The organism is Lacihabitans sp. CS3-21 (assembly GCF_024343675.1).
In the GTDB taxonomy this organism is placed as follows: Bacteria; Bacteroidota; Bacteroidia; order Cytophagales; family Spirosomataceae; genus Leadbetterella.
In genome coordinates this window covers 28,897-55,059 of sequence record NZ_RJUD01000021.1, presented here as the reverse complement: position 1 = coordinate 55,059, position 26,163 = coordinate 28,897, and the positions used below count along the sequence as shown (strand labels likewise).

22 protein-coding genes are annotated in these 26,163 nt (G+C 32.1%); 20 read left to right on the top strand and 2 right to left on the bottom strand.

All coding sequences use genetic code 11. The annotated features are described in order from the left end of the window. From EGI24_RS12730 to EGI24_RS12635, 20 genes are all read left to right on the top strand, one after another. On the top strand, positions 1-1,149 hold the full coding sequence (locus tag EGI24_RS12730) for a DegT/DnrJ/EryC1/StrS aminotransferase family protein (RefSeq protein ID WP_255048801.1): 1,149 nt from the start codon (positions 1-3) through the stop codon (positions 1,147-1,149). Next, positions 1,142-1,837 (top strand): formyltransferase family protein, encoded by a 696-nt coding sequence (locus tag EGI24_RS12725; RefSeq protein ID WP_255048800.1) that lies wholly within the window; start codon positions 1,142-1,144, stop codon positions 1,835-1,837. The genes EGI24_RS12730 and EGI24_RS12725 overlap by 8 nt, the downstream gene beginning before the upstream one ends. Next, positions 1,827-2,234, top strand: coding sequence for an ankyrin repeat domain-containing protein (locus tag EGI24_RS12720; protein ID WP_255048799.1), 408 nt, complete (start codon positions 1,827-1,829; stop codon positions 2,232-2,234). The genes EGI24_RS12725 and EGI24_RS12720 overlap by 11 nt, the downstream gene beginning before the upstream one ends. Next, positions 2,231-3,121: a Gfo/Idh/MocA family protein gene (locus EGI24_RS12715; protein ID WP_255048798.1), complete on the top strand. Its 891-nt coding sequence runs from the start codon at positions 2,231-2,233 to the stop codon at positions 3,119-3,121. The genes EGI24_RS12720 and EGI24_RS12715 overlap by 4 nt, the downstream gene beginning before the upstream one ends. A 45-nt stretch (positions 3,122-3,166) precedes the next feature. Then, positions 3,167-4,414, top strand: coding sequence for an oligosaccharide flippase family protein (locus tag EGI24_RS12710; protein ID WP_255048797.1), 1,248 nt, complete (start codon positions 3,167-3,169; stop codon positions 4,412-4,414). A 27-nt stretch (positions 4,415-4,441) separates the two neighbouring features. Beyond that, positions 4,442-5,626: an O-antigen polymerase gene (locus EGI24_RS12705; protein ID WP_255048796.1), complete on the top strand. Its 1,185-nt coding sequence runs from the start codon at positions 4,442-4,444 to the stop codon at positions 5,624-5,626. Next, the gene (wecB, locus tag EGI24_RS12700) at positions 5,623-6,657 is read left to right on the top strand and encodes a non-hydrolyzing UDP-N-acetylglucosamine 2-epimerase (RefSeq protein WP_255048795.1); all 1,035 of its coding nucleotides are present in this window, start codon (positions 5,623-5,625) and stop codon (positions 6,655-6,657) included. Before EGI24_RS12705 ends, wecB (EGI24_RS12700) begins: the two co-directional genes overlap by 4 nt. Before the next feature lie 5 nt (positions 6,658-6,662). Further along, positions 6,663-7,967, top strand: a complete 1,305-nt coding sequence (locus tag EGI24_RS12695; RefSeq protein ID WP_255048794.1) for a glycosyltransferase — start codon at positions 6,663-6,665, stop codon at positions 7,965-7,967. A 139-nt stretch (positions 7,968-8,106) separates the two neighbouring features. Then, complete coding sequence (locus tag EGI24_RS12690; RefSeq protein WP_255048793.1) at positions 8,107-9,081, top strand: hypothetical protein; 975 nt, start codon at positions 8,107-8,109, stop codon at positions 9,079-9,081. A 58-nt stretch (positions 9,082-9,139) separates the two neighbouring features. After that, positions 9,140-10,279: an N-acetyl sugar amidotransferase gene (locus EGI24_RS12685; RefSeq protein WP_310586085.1), complete on the top strand. Its 1,140-nt coding sequence runs from the start codon at positions 9,140-9,142 to the stop codon at positions 10,277-10,279. Further along, a complete protein-coding gene (gene hisH / locus EGI24_RS12680) occupies positions 10,276-10,893 on the top strand; it encodes an imidazole glycerol phosphate synthase subunit HisH (RefSeq protein WP_255048792.1) in 618 nt (205 codons plus the stop codon). Before EGI24_RS12685 ends, hisH begins: the two co-directional genes overlap by 4 nt. After that, the gene (locus EGI24_RS12675) at positions 10,893-11,654 is read left to right on the top strand and encodes an AglZ/HisF2 family acetamidino modification protein (protein WP_255048791.1); all 762 of its coding nucleotides are present in this window, start codon (positions 10,893-10,895) and stop codon (positions 11,652-11,654) included. The genes hisH and EGI24_RS12675 overlap by 1 nt, the downstream gene beginning before the upstream one ends. 45 nt (positions 11,655-11,699) lie before the next feature. Next, on the top strand, positions 11,700-13,484 hold the full coding sequence (locus EGI24_RS12670; RefSeq protein WP_255048790.1) for an acyltransferase: 1,785 nt from the start codon (positions 11,700-11,702) through the stop codon (positions 13,482-13,484). A gap of 88 nt (positions 13,485-13,572) precedes the next feature. Continuing rightward, positions 13,573-14,613: a polysaccharide biosynthesis protein gene (locus EGI24_RS12665; protein ID WP_255048789.1), complete on the top strand. Its 1,041-nt coding sequence runs from the start codon at positions 13,573-13,575 to the stop codon at positions 14,611-14,613. Between the two features lie 3 nt (positions 14,614-14,616). Continuing rightward, complete coding sequence (locus EGI24_RS12660; RefSeq protein ID WP_255048788.1) at positions 14,617-15,732, top strand: NAD-dependent epimerase/dehydratase family protein; 1,116 nt, start codon at positions 14,617-14,619, stop codon at positions 15,730-15,732. A 2-nt stretch (positions 15,733-15,734) separates the two neighbouring features. Then, positions 15,735-16,874 (top strand): non-hydrolyzing UDP-N-acetylglucosamine 2-epimerase, encoded by a 1,140-nt coding sequence (gene wecB / locus EGI24_RS12655; protein WP_255048787.1) that lies wholly within the window; start codon positions 15,735-15,737, stop codon positions 16,872-16,874. Further along, complete coding sequence (locus tag EGI24_RS12650) at positions 16,871-18,079, top strand: glycosyltransferase family 4 protein (RefSeq protein ID WP_255048786.1); 1,209 nt, start codon at positions 16,871-16,873, stop codon at positions 18,077-18,079. Before wecB (EGI24_RS12655) ends, EGI24_RS12650 begins: the two co-directional genes overlap by 4 nt. A gap of 5 nt (positions 18,080-18,084) precedes the next feature. Then, positions 18,085-19,032: a glycosyltransferase family 4 protein gene (locus EGI24_RS12645; RefSeq protein ID WP_255048785.1), complete on the top strand. Its 948-nt coding sequence runs from the start codon at positions 18,085-18,087 to the stop codon at positions 19,030-19,032. A gap of 87 nt (positions 19,033-19,119) precedes the next feature. Further along, positions 19,120-20,409, top strand: a complete 1,290-nt coding sequence (locus tag EGI24_RS12640) for a hypothetical protein (RefSeq protein ID WP_255048784.1) — start codon at positions 19,120-19,122, stop codon at positions 20,407-20,409. Between the two features lie 150 nt (positions 20,410-20,559). Continuing rightward, positions 20,560-22,497: a nucleoside-diphosphate sugar epimerase/dehydratase gene (locus EGI24_RS12635; RefSeq protein WP_255048783.1), complete on the top strand. Its 1,938-nt coding sequence runs from the start codon at positions 20,560-20,562 to the stop codon at positions 22,495-22,497. Here EGI24_RS12635 and EGI24_RS12630 read toward each other — a convergent pair. Then, a complete protein-coding gene (locus tag EGI24_RS12630; RefSeq protein WP_255048782.1) occupies positions 22,490-23,953 on the bottom strand; it encodes a capsule assembly Wzi family protein in 1,464 nt (487 codons plus the stop codon). The genes EGI24_RS12635 and EGI24_RS12630 overlap by 8 nt on opposite strands. Positions 23,954-23,997: 44 nt before the next feature. Beyond that, positions 23,998-26,019 (bottom strand): T9SS type B sorting domain-containing protein, encoded by a 2,022-nt coding sequence (locus EGI24_RS21890; RefSeq protein ID WP_255048781.1) that lies wholly within the window; start codon positions 26,017-26,019, stop codon positions 23,998-24,000. Positions 26,020-26,163 lie beyond the last annotated feature (144 nt).

Genomic DNA, 26,163 nt, shown 5'->3' with positions numbered 1-26,163 from the left:
ATGAATAGAAAGATAGATTCTATTCAAATGGTTGATCTAAAAAATCAATATTTGAGATTAAAGAAGGATATAGATATAGCTATTAAATCAATATTAGATTCTTGCCAATTTATAAAAGGGGATGCATTTATAAATTTTCAGGAAGAATTGGCTAATTACTTAAATGTTTCAAAAGTAATTCCTTGTGCAAATGGAACAGATGCATTGCAAATTGCAATGATGGCTTTAAATTTAAAAAAAGGGGATGAAGTAATAGTGCCAGCCTTTACCTATGTGGCTACAGCAGAGGTAATTGGGCTTTTAGGTTTAAAACCAGTAATGGTTGATGTTGATCCCGATTCATTTAATGTTACTAGCCATATAATTGAAGAAGCGATTTCAAACAAGACCAAATTAATTGTGCCTGTTCATCTTTTTGGACAATGTACAGATTTGGAACCTATCCTAGAAATTGCTCGTAGAAAAGATATTTCGATAATTGAAGATACTGCACAAGCTATAGGTTCAAAATATTCATTTTCAGACGGTACTGTAAAATATGCAGGAACAATTGGTGATATAGGCACTACCTCATTTTTCCCCTCCAAAAACTTGGGGTGCTACGGCGATGGAGGAGCTTTGTTTGCTAATGATTTGGAATTGGCTGAAAAAATCAGAATGATAGCCAACCACGGACAGTCTCAACAATATGTTCATGATGTAATAGGTATAAATTCTAGATTAGATGGGCTTCAAGCAGCTATTTTAAGAGTTAAATTAAAACATTTAAGTGATTTTGAAGCAAGAAGAAATATAGTTGCAGATTATTATGACATGTACCTGAATAAGATATCAAATCTTCAAATTCCGTTCCGACAACCTAATTCAACACATGTATTTCATCAATACACTATAAAAGTAAAAGATGGCCTAAGAGATGGTTTAAAAAAACATTTGGCAGCATATGGTATACCTTCAATGGTTTACTATCCCAAACCACTTCACAAACAAAGTGCATTTAAAGATTTAGGAAAGAAAGTTGGAGATTTAAAAATTTCTCAGCAATTATGTGATGAAGTACTTTCATTACCAATTCATACAGAATTTCAAGAAAATCAATTAGAGTTTATTGTTGATAAAATTAGAATGTTTTTTGATAGCCATGCCTAAAATAGTAATGTTTTCATATAATTTCCCTCACAAGAAAACACAGGATTTTATTTTTAGAATACTATCTGAAGGTTACGAGATTGCGGCTATTTATGCTGCTGATGCTGTAAATCTAAACATTTCACCAACTACGGTTAAAACTAAAATTAGTCATCAAGGATTAGTCCATCCTTCACTTATTGCTAAAAGATTTGGTATAAAGTACAAAGTTCTACCACATAATAGCGAAGAATTAAGGAATGATTTGAAACATAATGAATATGACCTTGGGATAGTATCTGGTGCAAGAATTATTAAAGGAAATATTATTGAATGCCTAAATAAAGGCATTATTAATTTTCATCCAGGCGTTATTCCAGGGGCTAGAGGTCTCGATGCAATGCTTTGGTCCATCTTTAATGGTCTACCTTTGGGGGTAACCTCTCATATCATTGACTCTAAAATTGATGCTGGTAAAATTATTGAAGTAAAGAATATTCCGATTTTCAAATCTGATACGATACTAGATTTGTCTGAGAGGCTTTATGATTTGCAGCTAGACATGATTCCAAATGCAATTGAAAAAGCCATGAACTGTTTTTTTCAAAATTTGGAGGATTATGGGCCTTATAATAAAAAAATGTCTCCTGAATTTGAAGTAGAAACGTTAAATATTATTGATAAATACATTAGTATTAATGGAAAATGAATTTCAATTTTTGTTACTCTTGGACTATTGCATTAATGATAACCATAAATCCCTCAAAGAGGCTATTGTTAATTTTGAAGATATTAATAAATATGATGTAAATACTGGATGGAATTTGATTATTGTAGCTGCATTCAATCATAGTTATAATTGTTTTGATATTCTTTTGAATTATGGTGCAGATATTAATTCAAAAAATCACAAAGGAACTACTGTTTTTATGTATGCTAAGACAAAAGTATTTATAAATAGAAATTTTAATTTTTTAAAAAAGCTTTATGATAATGGGGCTGACATTGAGGTTAAAGACTTAAGTGGGAAAAGTGTATTAGATTATGTTTTAGAAAAAGGAGATATAGAATTATTTCAGTTTATAAAGGATTTAAAAAAGGGATGAAAAAATTTGCATTAATTGGTGCGGCTGGCTATATCGCACCTCGACACATGAAAGCCATTAAGGACACAAAGAATGAGTTAGTTGCTGCATATGATCCATATGATGGTGTAGGAATAATGGATAGTAATTTTCCGGACGCTGATTTCTTCACTGAATTTGAACGTTTTGATAGGCATATTGATAAACTAAGAAGAGAAAAGAATCCAATTGATTTCGTGAGTATTTGTTCTCCGAACTATCTGCACGATGCCCATATTAGATTTGGTTTGAAATCTGGGTGTGATGTAATATGTGAGAAGCCATTGGTATTAAATCCTTGGAATCTAGACGCTTTGCAAGAAATTGAACAGGAAACAGGTAATAAGGTATATACAATATTGCAATTAAGATTACATAAAAGTATCATAGAATTACGAGAAAGGGTGCTTAATGGGCCAAAAGATAAAATTTACGATGTTGATTTAAAGTACATTACTTCAAGGGGTAAATGGTATCATCGAAGCTGGAAAGGAGATCTTTCAAAGTCAGGTGGAATTGCAACTAACATTGGAGTTCATTTTTTTGACATGCTAACCTGGGTTTTTGGTGATGTAGAAGAAGTTTCTGTTGATTTAAATTTGAAAGACACTATTTCTGGTTATTTAAGATTACAAAATGCAAGAATAAATTGGTTTTTGAGTATTGATTATGACCAAATTCCTTTAGAGGTAAAGTTGCAGGGAAAGCGAACTTTCAGGACTCTTATGATGGAAGGAGAGGAGATTGAATTTTCTGACGGTTTTACAGAATTACATACATTAAGTTACCAAGAAATATTAAATGGAAACGGATTCGGTCTTCAAGATTGTAAAAAGGCAATTGAAATAGTTAGTAAAATGAGAGGGTAATAAATATTTCAATTTTTTATGAAATAAAATGGCAAAACAAATAAAATGAAGAGTGATTTTTTAAGGAACTCTTTACTATTAATATCTGGGACAAGTATGGCTCAATTTATACCAATAGTATTTAGCCCTATTTTAACCAGAATTTATAGCCCATCTGAATTTGGAAACTTAGGGTTATTTATAGCGATAAATGCAGTACTTTGTATATTCTCGACTGGGCTTTACGAAATGGCAATACTAAATCCGAAAGAGGATTCTAATGCTATCAATATCTATTCGTTATTAATATTATGTAGTTTTTGTTTTTCCAGTTTAATTTTTTTATTTATTTTATTATATTCTTATTTTCCATTTTTAGGATTAAGATTGTTTGAAAATATTTTTTTATTACCAATAAGTATTTTTTTTACAGGCATTTTTCAAGCTCTTGGCTATTGGCTAACAAGAAAAAAACAATTCAACGTAATTAATTATTCGAAGGTTTCTCAAAGTCTTGCTTTGGTAGCAATAAGTATTTTACTTGGAAGTTTCGGATTTAAAAAAAATGGATTAGTTATTGGCTTTGTCATAGGAAATGTTGTTGCTGTTTGGCCTTTAATAAATACTTTCATCAGTTTTTCATCCTATTTAAATTGGGAAAATATGTTGAGTGTTGGTAAAAAGTATATTGATTATCCTAAGATTGTTATGCCAACAAGCTTAATGAACACCTTAGCAAGTCAAGCACCTGTTTTTTTTATCTCAAAGTACTATAATTCTCAAATTGTAGGGAGTTATTCTTTTGCAAATAGAACATTGACAGCTCCTACATCTGTAATAAGCGTAGCGATTGGGCAAATTTATTTTAGTAATGTTTCAGAGATATCTAATTCTGAAACATTAAACTTATTTCCAGCATTTTTAAAAACAACTAAGATTCTTTTACTTTGTTCATTTGCTTTATTTACACCAATATTTTTTTTTGGGGCTGAAATTTTTACAGTTATTTTTGGAAAGGATTGGGTTTCTGCAGGTGAATATGTTGAGATCATATCAATTGGGGCTTTTATTAAATTTATTGTCTCTCCATTAAGTACAATTTTCCTTGCAACTAATAACTTAAAAACATTAGCAGGCTGGCAAACAAGTTATTTCATCGTTTCAATAATAGTTTTTTCTTGTGGTATTTTTTTTAGTATTAAATGCTTACTTTGGCTCTATGTTGCTCATGAAGTAATTTTATATTCAATTTACTTTGTTTTAATGTTAAAGGTGATTAAGGTTTTTGATTCTAATTTAAAAAAAAACGAGTAGTATTTAATTGGCTAAATTTATGTGTAAATGAGTTTAAATAAAATTCAATTAACTTTTTCGATTTTATACATATTCATGTTTATTATTCCATATGTTTTGATTCCATATGTTTTTGTTTATGAACTGTTTCCTGAGTTTGTTCAAATGTTATCTAAACTAACAATAATTTCTGTCTTAACATATTTATTTGCATTAAATACTTCTTTTGGTTTAGACTTTAATTTACCTAAAATTGAAATTAATTTTAATTTTAGTATTTTTTTTCTTTTTAGTATTTTTTTATTTTTTATTTTGATTGTTTTTGCAACAGCACCTAATATACCTATAATAGAATCTTTTAAAGGTTCTTCGAGTGATGATTTATCAAGAAATAGAGATGAGTTTTTGAAAACTAGGGTTGGCTGGGAAGCATCATTAGGATATATTATAGGCTTAATAAATGCTTATTTTCTTCCTTACTTTATTTCTTTAGCCTTTCAGAGAAACCATAAAAATAAATTTTTATTTGCAGGTTTATTTTTGTTATTCTCAATATCATTTCTTGAAAAGGCATATTTTCTAAAATTAGGGATACCAATTTTTTTTCTTTTTTTGTTAAAATCGACCAATAAGATAATATTTTTTATTAAAGGATTAGGAACAATAATTCTTTTATTGGCAATCATGTTTTTCCTGACAGGTAATACAGGGCGTGATTATGATAGTGATGCTGAATTATTCTCAATATTATATTCACCACAAGGGATAATTGAAAGTATTTTTTGGAGATCAGCAGTTATTCCAGTCATAACTGCTCTTGATGGAATTAGAGTTTTTCTTACTGATTTTAATAGTCAGTTTTTTTTTGGTAACACAAGTTCTTTGATTGCATTCTTTAAAGGAAGCGAGAGAATGAATTTTGAACGTTATTTATACCAAAGTCAGTTTGGTGGAGAAGGAACAGGGAATGCCAATCAGTTTTTTGTTGTTGAAGCATACATTAACTTTGGAATTGTTGGTGTTATTTTATTTTCATTTTTTATAGGTAAGTTTGTAAGGTCGTTAATTAAACTAAATGATTTAGCGTTAGTTTCAGTAATCCCTCTTTTCTTTTTTAATTTATTTAATGCAGGCTTAATTGGTATTTTATTTAGTAATGGATTTTTACTTTTTTACATCTTTGTCAAGTTTTTTATTTTTGACAAGGAGAGGTTAATTTCAAAAAAAATATGAAAAAAATTGTAGCAATTATCGGTGCGAGACCTCAATTTATTAAGCACTTTCCTCTAGAAAAGGCGGCAAAAGATAAAATTGAACTTGTTACTGTACACACTGGCCAACATTATGATTCAGAAATGAGTCAAGTGTTTTTTGACGAATTAGGTATGTCTAAACCAGACTATATGTTAAATGTTGGTAGTGGATTGCATGGTGAACAAACGGGAAAGATGCTGATTGCTATTGAGGATGTTTTAATCAAAGAAAAACCTCAATTTCTATTGGTATATGGAGATACAAACTCAACAATTGCAGGTGCCATGGCTGCGGCAAAGCTCATGATTCCCATTATTCATGTAGAGGCTGGACTAAGAAGTTATAATCGTACTATGCCTGAAGAAATTAATAGAGTACTAACAGACCATTTGAGTGAGTACTTTTTTGTTTCCAGTAAGGATGCTATTTCTAAATTAAATAAAGAAGGTATAACTCGAAATATTTTTGAATGCGGTGATATTATGAAAGATATTGTTACTATGGCTACATGTAATAAATGGCTTAAAGAATTAAATATCGATTTTGAATATTATTATGCTACTATACATAGACCTTCTAATACTGATGATGAGAATCGGTTAAAAAGAGTTTTACAAAATTTAAACGACTTAGATAAAAAAGTTATATTTCCAATTCACCCTCGTACTGAAAAGTTAATGAATTCATTCAAACTAAAGATTGAGAATTATAAAAATATAAACTTTATTAAACCTCAAGGTTATTTAGTTAATTTGTCTTATTTGGAAAAATCATCTGGTTTAGTAACTGATAGTGGAGGAATGCAAAAGGAGGCTTATTGGATGAAAAAAGTTTGTGTTACACTTAGAAAGGATACTGAATGGATAGAAACACTAAATTCTGGGTGGAATACCTTATTATATGATAATCTTTCTCAAATAGGAACAACTTTAATGAGTATGCCGGAAAATTACGTTTCTCTATATGGAGATGGCAATACTGCAAATAAAATTATTGATATTATTAAGTGAAATATATGCGTAGAAAGAATATTCTAATGATTACCTACGATTTTCCACCTATAGGTGGAGGAGGAATTCAAAGAAATCTCAAATTTCTAAAGTATTTAAGTAGACTAGGGTGGAGAACTAATGTATTGACAGTTAAAGAAAGAGATTATTACGTTTATGATTCCACATTATTGTCAGAATTGAGTGATGAAACCGTGATCTATAGGGCAGACTCCATTGACCCTTTAAGTGTTTCCACAAAAATCAGAGCTTTATTTGGCAAGTTTAAAAGTAATAAAAGCCTTAAAAAGGAAACCATTTCGGTTAGTGAAGATGCTTGGTATGTCGGTCTCTATAGGACATTAAGGAATTGGATTTTACTTCCTGATGGATATAATGGATGGATTCCTTTTGCTACTAGACTAGGCAAAAATATTGTTAAAGAAAACCGACCAGATGTAATATTTGGCTCATTTCCTGGGCCATCAAATGCTTTTGTAACATATAAACTCGCTAAAAAGAATAGAATACCATATGTATTAGATTTTCGAGATGGATGGACAGATGATCCCTATACGCATTATCCTTCCATTTTTCATAAGAAATATCATTCATATTTTGAAAGAAAAATTATACTCGGAGCTGAAAAAATAGTTGTTTATGCAGACTCATTAAGGAAAATTCTTTCTGATAGGTATCCAATTTTGAATGATAAAATTACGGTAATTACGAACGGATTTGATCCTGAGGATTTTATAAATTTGGTTCCCAAAGTAAGATTAAATAACAAAATTAGAATTGTTTATTCTGGTGCGGTGTATGTTGATAGAAGAGAAACCTATCTCAATTTCATAAAAGCTATTAGCTCCTTGGAAACTATTTATAAAGAAAGATTGGAGATAATTTTTGTAGGCGACAAATTGAAGTGGGCAACTGATTTAGTTATTTCAGAAAAGCTTGAGAATATAATCAGTTTCACTGGATATTTGACTCATAAAGAAGCTTTAGAGTATTTAATTAGTGCGGATGCTTCTTTAATGTTTCTAAAAATTGGAGATGAAATAAATTTGACTGGAAAAATATTTGAATATATTGGCGTTGGACTGCCTATAATAGCTTGCGTTGAAACCAATGGAGCATGTTCGAAATTATTAGATTCAATTAATCATTCTCATGGTGTATGTAATCCTTCAAATCCTATAGAAATAGCTTCTAAAATTAAACTATTTTTAGACGAAGGTTTCCCAAAATTAAGCGAAACTAACATTGAAATATTTTCAAGAAAATATCATTCTGAAAAACTTAGTGAAATACTTAATGAGATTTGCTGAAATTATTAAAATTCAAATAAATAAGCGGGTTTTAAACTTATTGCGAAATCTAATTTTCAGCTTATTTACTATTGCTTTTTTTATGATTTTTGTAAATTTTTTATCGTGGTTCGGTTTGAGAATGCTAAAAAGGCCTACTTTGGAAACTAGGCATTTATTGCCGGTATATAAAGACTCAAAATATGCAAAATTAATTTTTGACGAGTTCAATGGGTTACAGACACAATATAAGTCCTATATAGAATGGCAAAGAAAACCTTATAATGGGATAACTGTTCATATCGATGAGAATGGTCAAAGATACGATCCTAAAAGGTTGAATATTAGAGGGCAAAAACAAGTGTATTTTTTTGGAGGATCAACTATGTGGGGAACCGGAGTGGATGATGCTAACACGATTCCAACATTATTTAAAAAAACCACTAATTTTAATTCTTATAATGTTTATAATTTGGGTGAATCTGGCTATGACTCAAGGCAAACATTGGAAGCTTTAATAAATTTATTAAATACAGGTACTCAGATAGATATAGCTGTATTTTATTTTGGTGTAAATGAAATAAATTTGTGCAGGAAGGCGATCTCTATAAATAGTCATATTTACGAAAATACATTTAATGAAAAAATCAGGACAGAAATTTCCTATCCCAAATACCTGTTTTTTGGAAATATAGAGTTGCTGTGGAGTTTTTTCTTTAAAAAAAACAATAACTCTTCTGATGATTATGATTTTGAATGCGATTGTAACTCGGTAAAATTGGAAAAAATAATAAATTCAATTTCCAATAATTTATCAATTATGAAATATTTGGTTGAAAAAAATGGGGGGCAATTTTATGCAATTTTGCAACCAGTATTATATTTTAGAAATCCAGAAAAAAGCCATTTAAGAAATTACCTAAATAATGTGAATAAAAAGGAGGAACTGAATTTCAAAATATTATTTAAAAGTATTTTGAAAGAAAAACAAGGAGAAATTCCATACTTATATGATTTTACGAAAATATTTGATAATAAGAGATATATATATATCGATTTCTGTCATGTTGGAAATGAGGGTAATCTAATAGTGGCAAAGAAAATAGATTCATTATTAGCTTCAAAAAACTATTAATTAAATACTATTTGGAATAATATTCAATAATTGAATATTTGTCCTAAACATAAAGTGTATGATGAGAGAATATCAAATATGTACTAAAACAATAATGGATACTAGTGATCCAAATATTATTTTTGATGAAAGTGGTGTCAGCGATTATTATCATAATTTCCATAATGTCATGTTACCCAATTGGCATCCAAATGAGAAGGGATTTATTGAGTTAATGAAAGTTGCCAATAAAATTAAGAATGAAGGCATTGGGAAAGATTTTGATTGTATATTGGGTTTGAGTGGTGGACTTGATAGCTCTTATGCTATTTATGTAGCGAAGGAAATAATGGGTTTAAGGCCATTGGTTTTTCACGTAGATGCTGGCTGGAACACTCAGCAGGCTGTTGGAAACATAGAGAAACTTATAGATGGATTAAGCCTCGATTTATACACTGAAGTAATAAACTGGGAAGAGATGAAGGACTTGCAAGTAGCATTTCTTAAGTCACAAATTTCTGACCAAGATTTACCACAAGATTACGCATTTTTCTCTGCTCTTTACAAGTTTGCTAAGAAAAACAAGATAAAGTATGTATTAACAGGGTCTAATATATCTACAGAGTGTTGTCGAGAACCTGAGGAATGGGGAGGTTACGCAGGGATTGATACTTTGCTTGTAAAAGATATTCACAATAAGTTCGGAAAAAGGCCTCTTAAAACCTTTCCCTTAGTAGATATTTTATCATACAAGATATATTATCGATACGTACTAGGAATGCAAGTTTTTAAGCCTTTGGACTTGCTACCCTATGTGAAAGCCGATGCTGAAAAGTTACTGAAAGATAAATTCGGATGGGAGAAGTTTCAACACAAACACCATGAGTCTCGGTTTACCAGATTTTATGAAGATTATTGGCTCCCGAAGAAATTTGGATATGAAAAAAGGAGGGCTCATTTTTCAAGCTTAATACTTACTGGACAGATGACCAGAGATGAAGCCTTAGAGCGTATTTCAAAACCAGAAATGGATGAAGCATTTTTAAGACAAGAATTTGAATATGTGGCCAATAAGTTGGATTTAACAGTAGATGAATTGCAAGCAATTTTTGACGCTCCTAACAAAACCTATAAGGAGTATAAAAACAAGAAATTCCTAATTGACATGGGTGCCAAAGTCATGAGATTTTTGGGCTTGGAAAAACGTTTATTTAGATGATAGTAATAGTTGATTATGGTTTAGGTAATATTAATGCTTTTGTAAACATTTACAAGAAACTTGATGTATCAATAAAAATTGCTAAAGTCAGTAAAGACTTAGCAGGTGTTAGCAAAATAATTTTGCCTGGTGTAGGAGCCTTTGATCATGCCATGTCTCAACTCAATGCCTCTGGTATGCGGGACGATTTAGATAATTTGGTTTTGAAAGAAAAAATTCCTGTTTTGGGTATTTGTGTAGGGATGCAGATTTTAGCGAACTCCAGTGAGGAAGGGAAAATTCCAGGATTGGGATGGGTTCAAGGTTCAGTTAAAAGATTTGACGAATCAAAAATTATTCATAAACCTCACTTACCGCATATGGGATGGAATGATGTAAAGCCTTTAAGTCATGATACAATTTTTAACAATATTGTAGAAGAACCCTTGTTCTATTTTTTGCATTCTTATTATTTCAGTGCAAACAATCAAAGCAATATTTTGGCTACTGCCGATTATGGAGGTGAATTTACCTGTGCGGTCAGAAATGACAATATATATGGGGTTCAGTTTCATCCTGAGAAAAGCCATAGCAATGGCATTGAATTGTTAAAGAACTTCGCAAATATAAACTAATGTTAAGACCTCGAATTATTCCATGTTTATTGGTAAAAGACAAAGGATTGGTAAAAACCGTTAAATTTAAAGACCCGAAATATGTAGGTGACCCAATAAATGCCGTACGGATTTTCAATGAGAAGGAGGTAGATGAACTAATGGTATTAGACATTGATGCTTCAGCTGAAAATAGAGAGCCTGACTATAAAATGATTGAAAATTTGGCCACCGAGTGTCGAATGCCTCTTTGCTACGGAGGGGGTGTAAAAACAGTTGAGCAAGCCCAACGAATATTTAGTTTAGGTGTAGAGAAAATTGCTCTAAGTTCTGCAGCTGTTGAAGATATTACAATTATAAAAAAAATAGCCGCAGTTGTAGGAGTACAAAGTGTGATTGTTGTAATTGATGTAAAAAAGAAAGTATTTGGTGGGTACGAAGTGGTTATTTATAATGGATTAAAGAAAACAGGAAAAGACCCAGTTAAATTTGCAAAGGAACTGCAAGAATTAGGTGCTGGGGAATTAGTAATTAACTCGATTGACAATGATGGCGTCATGAGAGGTTTTGATTTTGAAATTATTGATAAAATTAGACAGGCTATTACTATTCCAATGACAGTATTAGGGGGAGCTGGCTCCTTAGATGACATCGCTAGAGTAATTAGAAAACACAGAGTTATCGGAGTTGCAGCAGGTAGTTTGTTTGTTTTTAAAGGCATATACAAAGCAGTATTAATTAATTATCCAAACAATAAGGATAAAAATGCTTTGTTTTTTTAACTTTTTTTATAAACAATTATAGTATATAAAATTTAGATATTCATTATGCTCTCAAAAAAAGCCACATACAGATTAGATATTGATGGATTAAGGGCCATCGCTGTCTCGGCAGTAATTCTATTTCATTTGGGATTTATGCCTAATGGATACTTGGGTGTGGATGTTTTTTTTGTAATCAGTGGTTACTTAATTACAAAAATAATTTTTAAGGAAAGTAAAGAAAATAGGTTTTCTATAAAAGAATTTTATTTACGAAGAATAAGAAGGATTATCCCTCTAGTTTTATTTTCGACTATCACTGCATTGATAGTAGGAATTATTGTTATGTTACCTGATGATTTGGAAAACTTGGCTCAGTCCGTTTTTGCTACAAATTTCTTTAGTAATAATATACTATTATTAATAACCACTGGTGACTATTGGGATTTAGTTAATGATTATAAGCCATTAATGCATACTTGGAGTTTAGGTGTTGAAGAACAGTTTTATTTATTTTACCCATTGATTTTTATTTTGTTTAAAGGAAATCTCAAAAAGTATATTTTACCTTTTTTAGTTCTTAGTACTATTTTATCATTCTTTTTTTATTTAACATCTAACGAAGCAAATAGATTTTATCTTGTCCATACTCGCTTTTTTGAATTATCCTTAGGAGGAATCGGTGCTATCACGATGCCAAATGGAAAAATGTTTGATAAAATAAAATTTTTCTGTTTGATTTTACTAATTGTTATTTTATCTGCTGATCTTTCAGTTCTACCTTCCATAAAGATTGTTTTAGTCTGTTTTAGTTCATTGGGTATTTTAGTTTTTACAGATAATAGAAGTCAACATTTAAAATTTGTCCTGACAAATAAATTAATTGTGTGGATTGGTAAAATAAGTTTTAGTTTGTATATGTGGCATCAAATAGTTCTTTCATATGCAAGATATTTCGTTCTTGTTAAGATGAACTATTTAGATGTGTTTTATATAACATTATTAATTTTGATACTTTCCACATTTTCTTACTATTACATAGAACAAATATTTAGAAACAAAGATTTAATCAGAAATAGGACTGTTATATATATATGTACCGTATTATTTACCTTTTCAACCATATTGTCTTTATATATCTACGCAAAAGGTGGTATATTAAGAGATGTTCCTGAGTTGGATATTTACAAGAAGGAAACAAATATATTTAATTTGAGTCTTAATATTAAGGAAAATCCACACATAAAGTATAATTCCAGAATTTATAGTCTAGATAAAAAATTTACTTCTAAAAAGATTAAAATTTTGATTATTGGAAATAGTTTTGCCCGGGATTGGGCTAATGTTTTAATAGAATCTGTTTATAATAAATTTATTGAAATTTCCTACACTGAAAAAATGGAATTTACTCCATATTTTAAAGACAAAGCAAATAATGCAAACTATATTTTCTTTTCTGAACTCGATTTTGATGATTATTTGATTTTGAAAAATAAATATAAACTTAATTCATCAATTATTTGGAATATAGGCACAAAAAACTTTGGTTCAAATAATGGTTTTTTTTACAATAATAAATTGAATAATAAAGATTATTGTTTTCAACGAGTTTTAATGGAAGATGAATATTATCATAAGAATAATTTATTGAAGAAACAATGGGGTCCGAGGTATATTGATTTAGTTTCTATGATTATGGATGCAAAAGGTACTTTACCAGTTTTTACATCAAACTGTAAATTTATAAGTCAGGATTGTAGGCATCTAACACAAAACGGAGCAAAGTTTTTTGCAGAAATAATTTCAAAAGACGAAAACTTCATTCTAAAAAAAGTAATCTTGTCCAAGTAATTCTTTGAAATTTTAAAACTTTGACTACAGCAATTATTGCATTATTTCCCTTTGTTTTCGTAATAGGATTTTTAAAAATTGAAAGATAATGTTGAAAGGTAAAATTTTACTTATAACCGGTGGTACAGGTTCATTTGGTAATGCTGTTTTAAAAAGGTTTTTAAATACCCAGCATTTTAAAGAAATTAGAATCTTCAGTAGAGATGAAAAAAAACAAGACGATTTGCGGAAACGACTAAATAATCCGAAGGTTAAATTTTATATTGGAGATGTTCGCGATATAGCAAGTGTGGAGTCTGCTGTTAAAGGAGTCGATTTTGTTTTTCATGCTGCGGCTTTAAAACAGGTACCATCTTGTGAATTTTTCCCAATGGAAGCGGTCAAGACCAATGTCATTGGTACAGACAATGTATTGTCTGCTGCTGAAAAGCATGGGGTAAAAAAGGTAATAGTGCTGAGTACCGATAAGGCTGCCTACCCTATAAACGCCATGGGAATTTCTAAAGCTATGATGGAAAAGGTAGCTATAGCAAAATCAAGGAATTTGGACGATTCTAAAACCATATTTTGTGTCACCAGGTACGGCAATGTAATGGCTTCTAGGGGTTCTGTGATTCCTCTTTTTATAGATCAAATAAAGGCAGGTAAACCCCTATCCATTACCGATGCCAATATGACAAGATTTATGATGACCTTGGAAGATGCAGTTGATTTGGTGTTATTTGCTTTCGAGCATGGCAACCAAGGCGATTTATTCGTTCAAAAATCTCCTGCTGCCACCATTGAGGTATTGGCAAAAGCTTTACTAGAAATGTATGAGGCTGATAATCCAATTCAGGTTATAGGAACACGCCACGGTGAAAAATTATACGAGACTTTGGTTAATAAAGAGGATATGGTTAAGGCAGAAGATATGAAGGATTATTTCAGGATTCCTGCTGACAACCGTGACTTAAATTATAACCAATACTTTTCAGAGGGAACACCAGAATTGGCCAAACATGAAGAATATCACTCTCACAATACAGGCAGATTGGATGTGGAAGGGATGAAAACTTTGTTGTCAAAATTACCAATAATTCAAAAAGATATATATGGCAATTATGAAATTGAACAATATCCAGAATAGCATATGCTCAGAATAGGTGTAACAGGTCAAAATGGATTTGTGGGGTATCATTTAACCCAAACTATAAAGTATTGTACTGATTTCGAGCTCGTAAATTTTGAGAAGTGTTATTTTACAGATGAAGTTGGTTTAGATACTTTTGTGTCAAACTGTGACATCATTGTTCACTTAGCTGCGATGAATCGCCATGCAGATGCCCAAGTTATATTTGATACCAATATCGCTCTTGTTCAGAAATTAATTGATGCATTAAATCGGACCAACGCCAAACCACATGTATTGATGTCCTCTTCGATTCAAGAAGAGAGGGATAATATGTATGGTAAGTCAAAAAAGGAAGGAAGGAAGTTGCTAGAAATGTGGGCTAAGGAAGCTGGGAGCAAATTTACCGGTCTCTTAATACCCAATGTTTTTGGTCCGTTTGGTTTGCCTAATTATAATTCAGTAGTAGCTACTTTTTGTCATCAAATTTCAAGAGGTATTCATCCCAAAATAGATATTGATGGAGATATAAAGCTAATATATGTAGGAGATTTGGTAGGAGAGATTATAAGGTTAGTAAAGGAAAGATATTCGGCCTCTAAGCTTACCATTGCCCATACCCAAGAGATAAAGGTCTCTGAAATTCTTAACATATTACAAGGATTTGAAAGCCAGTATCATCAAAACGCCGAAATACCTTCATTTGGCTCAAAGTTTGAATTAGACTTGTTTAATACTTTTAGGACTTATTTTGAATTCAGAAGCCTCTATCCAAAGAAATTCAAAAAAAATACAGACCCAAGAGGCGTATTTGTAGAGTTAATCAAGCTAAATATTGGTGGACAAGTGTCTTTCTCCACTACTGTTCCAGGTATTACTCGAGGTAACCATTTTCATACAAGAAAGATAGAACGATTTGCAGTAATTAAAGGAAAAGCACTCATACAATTACGCAGAATTGGAACCGAAGAAGTTTATAATTTTGAACTTGATGGCGAGGAACCATCATTTGTAGATATGCCCATTTGGTTTACCCATAATATCAAGAATATTGGTCAAGAAGAATTAATTACTATTTTCTGGATAAATGAATTTTATAATCCTGAGGACCCAGATACTTATTTTGAAGAAGTCTAGAAATGAATAAAAAATTAAAAGTTGTAACAGTCGTTGGAACAAGACCAGAAATAATTCGTCTTTCAAGAGTTATTTCAAAACTTGATGAATCCGAAGCCATAGAGCATATTTTGGTGCATACAGGTCAAAATTATGATTATGAATTAAATCAAATCTTCTTTGAAGATTTGGGATTGAAAAAACCAGATTATTTTTTGAATGCTGCTGGCAAGAACGCAACAGAGACCATTGGCCAGATAATCATAAATATTGATCCAGTATTAGAAAAAGAAAATCCAGATGCATTTTTAGTTTTGGGCGATACAAATAGTTGTTTGTGTGCCATTCCTGCTAAGAAAAGGCATATTCCTATATTTCATATGGAAGCAGGCAATAGGTGTTTTGATTTAAGAGTGCCTGAAGAGACCAACCGAAAGATAGTAGATCATATTGCAGATATAAACTTGACCTATAGCAGTATTGCTCGTGAATATCTTCTTAGAGAAGGATTAAGCCCTGATAGAATTATCAAAACTGGCAGTCCTATGTTTGAAGTTCTACATCACTATCTACCCCAAATTAAGGCTTCGAAGATTTTGGAAGCTGAAAATTTGCAAAAAGGACATTATTTTGTGGTATCTGCTCATCGAGAAGAAAATATATCCTCTGAGAAAGGCTTTGCCAATTTGGTTCAAATTCTAAATCAATTGGCTGAAACCTATAATTTGCCAGTAATCGTTAGTACTCATCCAAGAACTAGGAAAATGATTGAGCAAAAAGGCATTGTGTTCCATAAATTGGTAAGACTTGAAAAACCTTTTGGTTTAAGCGATTATATATGCCTTCAAATGAACGCTAAAGCTGTATTGTCTGATAGCGGTACCATTTCGGAGGAGTCTTCTATTCTTAACTTTGCTGCTTTAAATCTCAGAGAAGCACACGAACGTCCTGAAGCTATGGAAGAAACTTCGGTGATGATGGTTGGTCTAAATCCCGAAAGAGTTATTCAAGGACTCAGATCCTTAGAAGGGCAGTATTTGGGTGAAAGAAGATTTAGAGAAGTTAGCGACTATTCGATGCCCAATGTTTCGGAAAAGATAGTCAGAATAATAATATCCTATGTTGACTATATTAAAAGAGTAGTTTGGAGCGAAGTAAAATGAAATTAAGAGGTGAACTTTGGATTGTATCTGAGCTTTTTTATCCTGATGAAACTGCTACAGGGTTTTACATGACCAATATCGCAAAACATTTGGCAAAAGATCAAATAGTAAATATTATTTGTGGTTCAGACATATATGAAAAAGGAACTAAGCTAATTGCTGCCGATCAATACTTTTCTGAAAACGTAAAAATTCATCGGATAAAAGCACTCTCACTTGATAAAAACCGAATTCTATCTAGGATTTTTCGCTTTATGTATTTGACGATAACACTGGCATTCCAAATGATGATAAAGATTAAAAGGAATGATAGAGTATTGTTAGTAACAAATCCTGCTTTTATTGTACCATTAGCTTCTTTTTTGTCAAAAATAAAAGCTTTTGAACTAAGCATTTTAGTTCATGATGTCTTCCCAGAAAATTTGATACCAGCTCAAATATTAAAACCTAGATCAACCATTTATTATGTGTTAAATTCTTTATTTACTTGGGCATATAAATCTTCAGATAGGATAATTGTTTTAGGTAGAGATATGCAGGAGCTTTTTCAGAAAAAAATTGGAAATGAAAATAATAAGATTTCAGTAATAGAGAATTGGTCAGACATCCACACTGTTTTTCCTATTAAAGTAGATTCAGCTATTATCTATGAAAATGTCGATTTAAAGGACAAGGTTATCTTTCAGTATGCTGGTAATATTGGGCGACTCCAAGGTCTGTCAGAACTTTTAGATATAATTAGTGAAATCTCCAATACTGAATTACATTTTATGTTTTTAGGAGAGGGTGCCTTTAAAGATAAATTAATATTAAAAGCCAATGCTTTGGGTTTATCTAATGTTAGTTTCTGTTCATCATTTAATAGAAGCAAGCAAAATTTATATTTAAATGCTTGTGATGTGGCCATCGTAGCTATCAATGAACAAATGTTCGGATTAGGGGTGCCGTCTAAATCTTATAATATTATGGCTGCTGGAAAGCCTATTTTATACATAGGTAACAAGAACGGTGAAATTGGATTGTTGATTAAAGAAAATAATATAGGTTGGCAATTCGAATTTTCTCAAAAAGCAAGCTTGGTCAATTTTTTTAATCAATTTGATATTTCCATGGTGGGAGATAAAGGATTGAAATCAAGGGCAATTGCAGAGTCTAAATATAGTGTTGATAAGATTTTAGAAAAGTATTCAAATTTATATTCGTAATAAAAATGTGGTATCTTCTTATTTTTACTTTGCTTTTCATTTCAATGCTTTTATATTTTAAAATAGCGAGCTTTTACGGCATAGTCGATAATCCAAACGAAAGAAGCTCTCATTCTGTCAGTACAATTAGAGGGGGTGGAATTATTTTTTGGATTTCAATTTGTATATTTTTTATTGTTTCAAAAGCGTCTTTCCCATATTTTTTTTTGGGATTAACTTTGATTTCTATAATAAGTTTTATAGATGACTTAAAGACACTACCAAATTGGATTAGGTTAGCTGTCCAAGTTATTTCAGTAGGCTTATTTTTTTACGAAATCCAGTTGTTTAATCAAGTTAGCTATTGGTTAATTTTCCCATTTTTTATTTTTTCAGTGGGTATTATCAATGCCTATAACTTTATGGACGGTATCAATGGCATGACGGGGTCTTACAGTTCGATTTTGATATTTACATTTTGGATAATCAATACTTTTCATAAAGAATTTATAGAAGGGGAAATTTTATATTACGTTTTCATTTCACTTCAAGTGTTTAATTTATTTAATTTCAGAACCAAAGCCAAATGTTTTGCTGGAGATATTGGGAGTATTTCGATGGCAGCTATAATTTTATTTTTATTGTTTAAATTGATAAAAGTTGAAGGTAATTATATTTATATCCTTTTTCTTTCTGTTTATGGAATTGATACCATTCAAACAATTATTTTTAGATTATTAAAGAGAGAGAATATTTTTCAAGCACATAAGAGGCATTTATTTCAGATTTTGGTTAATGAGAAAAAACTTTCTCACCTTTATGTTAGTGCTTTATATTCTTTTATTCAATTAGGAATTAACTTGTGTGTTATTTTGTCAATAGTTAATGGTATTAATTCACTATTTAGTACATTAGTTATTCTAGTAGTACTTAATTTATTTTATATATATGTTAGATATCGTCGAGCCACTTAATAAAAAAGAGATTCAAAACTTGAATTCGCATTGTATCTTTTTTACCTTTATAATCTCAATCCGAAAAAACAATAATTAATAATTAAGATGAAAACATTTTACAAACTACTTTTTCTGTTTTTGTTCCTAGGGGTTTATTCTTCTATTGCTCAAGAAAATGTTGGAATTGGTACAAAGACACCAAATAATTCAGCTATTTTAGATTTAGAGTCTGCTGACAAGGGTCTTTTGATACCTCGATTAACAATTGAGAAAAGAAATAATATACTTTCCCCTGCAACTGGTTTGATGATTTATCAGACTAACGAAAAAACTGGATTTTATTTTTATAATGGTTCAACTTGGAAACCATTGTCAGAAGGTGATGCAAAAGCTGTAGCATTAGACGCCGCTAATTGGTCTAAAACTGGTGATGCTGGAACCAATCCGGCTACAAATTTTCTTGGAACTACCGACAATCAGCCTTTAATATTCAAAATTGCAAGTACCCAATCTGGATATTTAGCTCAAAACTCTAACACATTATTTGGTTTTAATTCGGGTGGTGTATTAAATGTTGGTGTTGCAGTGGGAAATACTGCATTTGGATTTAATAATTTGGCTGTGAGTACAGGAGGTAATTATAACACTGCTATCGGTTATAGAACTTTGGTTTCTAATTTAGGCGGTTCAAATAACGTAGCATTAGGTGCTCAAGCCCTTCAAGATAATACAACTGGAACGGATAATATGGCTATAGGATTAAATGCTCTAAGAGGTAACATAGCGGGAGGTTCAAATGTTGCAATTGGTGGACACGCCTTGTATGCAGGGACAGGCGGTTATCTTAATACATCTGTGGGTTCTGAATCAGGTTTTAACGCGACAGGTAGTAGAAATGTATTTCTTGGCTACCAAGCGGGTTACAATGAATTAAATTCTGATAAGTTATATATTGCCAATTCTAATACTGCTACTCCTTTGGTTTATGGAGATTTTTCAGCAAAATTTGTTACAATTGGTGATGTACCTGCAAGTAATTTAAAGAGAATTGATGCCGTTACTGCTGGAGGATATAATTTGTTGGTAAAAGGTGGAATTCTTACCGAGAAAGTTAAAGTTGCCCTTGTTTCTACTACTGATTGGGCAGATTATGTCTTTGAAAAATCATATAAGGAAAAAATGATGACTTTAGAGGAAGTTGAAAAGTTTACAATTTCAAACAAACACTTACCAAATGTTCCATCTGCTCAAGATATGGTAGATAAGGGAATGGAAGTAGGTCAGACTTCTAAAATGTTTATGGAAAAGATTGAAGAGCTTACGCTATATATGATAGAATTAAACAAAGAAGTGAAAGCATTGAAAGCTGAAAACGAATTGTTGAAAAAAAAATAATTTAATTATTTTATTTTTGAAATCCCAAGTAGTTACATACTGCTTGGGATTTTTTTTGCCGAATAATAAAAAAGTAAGATTCTGAGTTTATAATTCTTACAAAAGCTTATTTTTTTATTAGTTTTGATACTAAATCATAAACAGACGCTTATGTCTAAAATTTTATCTAAATACACCGAAAGGTTTGTTTCGAAATGGTTGATTTTGATAATGGATATATTCATTATCAGTATATCTTTTGTGTTCTCTACAACTATTCGTTTCAACTTTGAGTTAACTTATATCGACCCCCAGCTCTTCAAGTATCATTTGTTGTTGGTGATTTTGGTGCGGTTATCATCTTTCCTATACCTCAATACTTTTTCAGGTATCATTCGGCATACCAGTATAGAAGACGCAAAATTGTTGTTTAAGTCTGTCGTACTCTCTAGCTTAGAGTTGGTACTACTGTCCTTATTGGATTTGAGCACTTTTACGAAATTTGTTCAAATTCCCTATTCCTTACTGGCTATAGACTTCTTCATCGCCTTGTTTGGCTTGATAGCCAGTAGATTTATCATCAAAGCCATTTTTGATAATCTGCTCAATTCTTTTAAATCACAACAAATGGTGATTATTTACGGAGCGGGTCAGTTGGGTTTGATTACCAAGAATACGATTTTGAAGGACAAAAAGAAGAAGAATCAGATACTGTGTTTTATAGATGATAACAACAGTAAGATTGGTAAGTCCATGGAAGGAACAAAGGTGGTTTCTTTGGAAGATGCTTTGAAACTATATATAAACAGTGCAGATTTTAAAAATGTGAGTCTAGAGGTCATTTTGGCCATTCAATCCATAACTCCAAATAGAAAGAACGAGATAGTAGATAAGTTTTTGGAGTTGGGGATTACAGTAAAAAGCCTCCCTCCCGTAAAAACTTGGATCAATGGAGAGCTAAGTGTTAATCAAATAAAAGAGATTAATATAGACGATTTGTTAGAGCGGGAACCTATTAAACTCAACAATAAGTTTGTGATGGAAACTTTATTTAATAAAGTGGTTTTTATTTCAGGGGCAGCTGGTTCAATTGGAAGTGAATTGGTGCGTCAAATATTACCTTTTGGTCCGAGCAAGTTGGTTTTGATAGACCAAGCTGAATCACCTTTATATGACTTGGAAACAGAACTGACCAGGTTGAAGCAAAAAGCTGACAGCTCTACGGAGTTGATTTTGGAAACCAGAAATATCTGCAATAAAATACAAATGGAACGGTTGTTTCTTAAACACCAGCCTGATGTAGTTTTTCATGCTGCTGCCTATAAACATGTACCCTTGATGGAGAATAATCCTTACAAAGCGGTAGAAGTCAATGTGCTGGGTACAAGGCTCATGGCAGATTTATCATCAAAGTATAAAGTTCAAAAATTTGTAATGGTATCTACCGACAAGGCGGTAAACCCTACAAACGTTATGGGGGCTAGTAAACGTTTGGCAGAGATTTACGTACAATCTTTAAATTCGCATTTTAAGAACGATACCCGTTTTATAGTCACTAGGTTTGGTAATGTATTGGGTTCAAACGGCTCCGTAATTCCACTATTTAAAAGACAGATAGCGGCGGGGGGGCCGGTAACAGTTACGCATCCTGATATTATTAGATATTTTATGACCATCCCTGAAGCTTGCCAATTGGTATTGGAGGCAGGTACGATGGGCAAAGGGGGAGAGGTATTTGTATTTGACATGGGAGAGCCCGTAAAGATTGTAGAATTGGCCAAAAGGATGATAAAGCTTTCGGGTTTTGAGGTGGATAAACAGATCGAAATTAAGTTTACGGGCTTACGACCTGGTGAGAAATTGTATGAAGAGCTGATAGGCAGTGCGGAGGATAATCTGGCTACTTATAATCCAAAATTGATGATCGCCAAGATAATTCCTGAAGATTATGAGCAAATTAGTAAAAAGCTCGAGATGGTTGAACTAAAACTCAATGACTGGACGAATGTAGAAATTGTTAGCTACTTAAAAGTCTTGGTTCCAGAATATATCAGTAACAATTCGCCCTTCGAGAAATTGGATAATTTAGGCGAATTAGAACTTATCTGATTTGTTTAGCTATAGATAGATTAATCCCAAAATTATCTTTCCACAATTCTCCAAAGTCACTGGCTATTTTTCCAGAAAGCTTGTAGCTTTTATAAAAAGTGTTGATTTGCTGCATAAAAGAAACTTGGGCGTACTTAAATGGATATTCATAATTACCCAAGTTTTTTGATTGGATGATTTGCGTATTACCGTAAAAACTCTTATAATGGTAGTATAGATTCATTTGTATGGCTGATAACCTATTGTTTATAATAAAATTGCTTTGTCCCAAGTTTTTGGCGTAGGAAGGTCTACCTAACAAAGTTTGGTTAGAAACAAATAAAGGCGTACCTAAAGTATTTCCTTTATACGTCCAAGCATCTTTGTACAATGAATTATTAAAATAATCGTCTCTTCCCCTAAGTTCTGGCGTCCACTCAAACAAAGTCCCCCCTTGATTTCTCGTATCTAAGTATTCTAGACATATCTTACTCAGAAAACTATTTTTTTGAGATATAGACAAGCCATACAACCCATCAGCAATATTGTTGAGATAAAACAATGAGCCATCTTCATAAAAACTTTGTCTATAAAAAAAGATATTGTATTTCCCCATTGTAAAGTTTAGACCAATATCTACTGAACCCAAATGATTTCCAGCTCTATTAAGTGCCTCGTTCGCAGGGGCTCCACTGGACGCTCCCTGTCCTTTGCTATTTAGACTAATACCTGTTGCTACTTTTATAAAAGTAGAGAAGTCTGTGCTGAAACGGTTTATAATCTGCTTACTTAACTCATCATAAAATGGTTTAGTTGGGTGCCCTCCCCATTGAACTTGATGATTAAACCCTCCTAGTAAATGGAATTTCCATGCAGGCTTCCCTATGCGGGCATAGAAACTTTTTTGGTGCAACCAAACATTTTGTACAGAGTCTCCTTTACCAAACCAGCCATGGGCAAAATTGCCTTTGATGGCAATTAATCCGTTTTTACTGATTGGGGTAAAGTTGGGTATGGATATTTCAATTTTGGGCATAGGCAAAGCATTCCCAGACCAAATATAGCTTCCTATGGTGCCAAGAGTATCTACCAAACCTTGAATTTCTCTTCTTCTCCCTCCATAAAGTTCAAATGCTCCATATCTTGCCTTAATATGTACGACGGGTAAAAGGATTTGATTTGTTTTTCCGAAATTTACATGCGTTTCTAGGCCATATCCATAGCTGAATTTTTTGAGCTTTCTGCTTGTGGTGGTATAAAGGGAATCATATTCTTTTTTTAAGCTTAGATTAAAATAACCAATTCCAGATTTAACAGGAACTAAGCCATATTGTTTGCTTCTTAATAGAAATGGTGTAGTAGAATCGCTAGAAACAATGCTGCCAAGTGTGGCATGAATTTGTGTTTTTTTGAAAATCGGTTGGGCAAAACCAGTTTGAAAAAGCAGTAAAAGAAGGATAAATAGTATTCTATTCAAAATGTGTAAATGGGTTTAATATCTATTTATGATTTGCAGGCTTTTTACTTAAGGACTTCAAATTTACCAATTTTGTATATATTTTCCCCATTATTGAGTTCAATTTTTAATTGAAAAGTATATATACCACCACTGAGAGGCTTGAGCGTAATGTTGCCATCCCAATTTTGATTTTTGTCTTTGATTTGAATGATATTCGCTCCCCATCGGTCAAAGATTTTCAAGTCATAGGTTTTTACCCTTCCAAGTCGCCCCTTTATTTCAAAAGTATCATTGAGTTGGTTGTCATCTGGACTAAAGGCATCCGGTACAAAAAACAACGCCTCAATGGGTATACTAACTGTATTGGAGTAACTACCCATGCCATTGGCATTCAAGGCTTTAATTTTAAATTGGGCTTCTATTTCATAATTACTCAAATCTACTTGGGTCATCAGTTGTGAACTAGGTACTGTATTTTGTAAGGATTCAATACCAGTATTTTCATCAATACTAATAAGTTCAAAATTGTTGATACCAGAAGCTCCAAATGGGGATACATCAGTCCAAATGAGTTCTTCCTTATTATTAACCAGTAAGTGTATGGTACATATTTCGCCTGATAGTTTTGAGTTACTACCACATACATCACTATAGCCCAGTTGATAGCATAGACTTGCCTTTGTGGCATCAGCATTGACATTAAATTTTTTTTGTGAGGCGGGAGTAAGACTATCTCTTTTTATGAAACCATTGGGGGAAGCTTCATAGAGGAAATAAAATGCTTTGTTGACTGACCAATTTGAATTGTCTGTAAATGAAAGCTCAATTTTATCATCTGCAAGGACATTAACATTTACGTCGGTGATAGGAGGTGTGATTACACTTTTACGGTCAATACATTTGATCTCAGATTTGGAAATTGAAGAATAAGGCACAGCAGGGTTAACACTCCATTCTCCTTCCACTTTGGCAATTATTTGGTAACAGTAGTTGGCACTACACTTGGCAATGGTATGTCCATATGTCGGATTAACATTGTATATTTTTTGAATAAGAATATTGTTGTTTTCTATCTCTTGCCAATCAATATCATAATTTATGTTTTTAATAGTGGAAGTATTTAATATACTAGAAGTCTGGTTTTGGGCAATGGTTTGCCATGAAAGGGTATTGATATTTGGGCCAAAAATCTGGATAGAATCCAGTTGAATTGTGCATACTTCACCACTCAGTTGAGCACAAGCAGTATATTTGTATATCATAAAACATGTTTGTTGATTATTTATCAAATCAACTGTAATGGTTCCTGGATTTGCTTGATATTTAAAGTTAGGAAAGGAATAGTTTTGAGAAGGTGTCCTTTGATAAATTTGGTGTGTATCAAAAGTTCCGGAAAAAGATAGTTTTGCTTTAGTACCTCCTGGAAGAACCTCTAATTCTGTGATTTTAGGGACATTTCCATCGCTATCCATATTGATAGTTTGAAAAGGGGGTGGCTGACAACCTGTTGGCGTGTTGTTTTCGCCTTTAACCCTTATGGAACGCGTTGGAGTAGTAGTCCCATAACTTTTGTTAGCTGTAAATGGTAAACTTGTAACAGTTTGAATTGCTGAATTATCACCCCATTCGATGGTATAATAATCAAAATTATTGGCAGGGTCTTGAGGAATAATGAGATTTAAGAAGTTATTATTACAAGTGCTATAACTAAAAACAGGTTGGTTGTTGGGTCTTACACTCACAGTTTTGCAGGCAAACATATCTTTCCCGTTTTTTTTGCCATATTGAAGTATGGTATAATATCGTATAGAGTTGGGGTTAGAAAACAAAGCAAGGTTGGTGGAGTCTTTGTTACCTACTTTATCAAGTAGATTTGCAGCTTTACCATCATAATAAAAATCGTAGCGAATATCAGATCCTCCAGACATGTCTTTCAGCCTGACTGCCATAGGGGTACAACCCGCACTTATATCTCCATCAATTTTAAAACCGCCTTCCACAGCATTTGGAGGCCAATTATTTTTGTCACAAAGTCCTTGGGCATAGGATATGTGGGTACTCAACCAAAAAATGGTAAAATACACAAAGCTTAAAATTCTATTTAAATGCTTGGATGGAATCATGAAGCCCAAAAAATTACGTGAATTTAATCAATCCTCCTTAAAAATCATTTTAAAATTTATTTAATGGAGAAAGCTAGCCATATGTGAGTGCTAGAATATAACGAC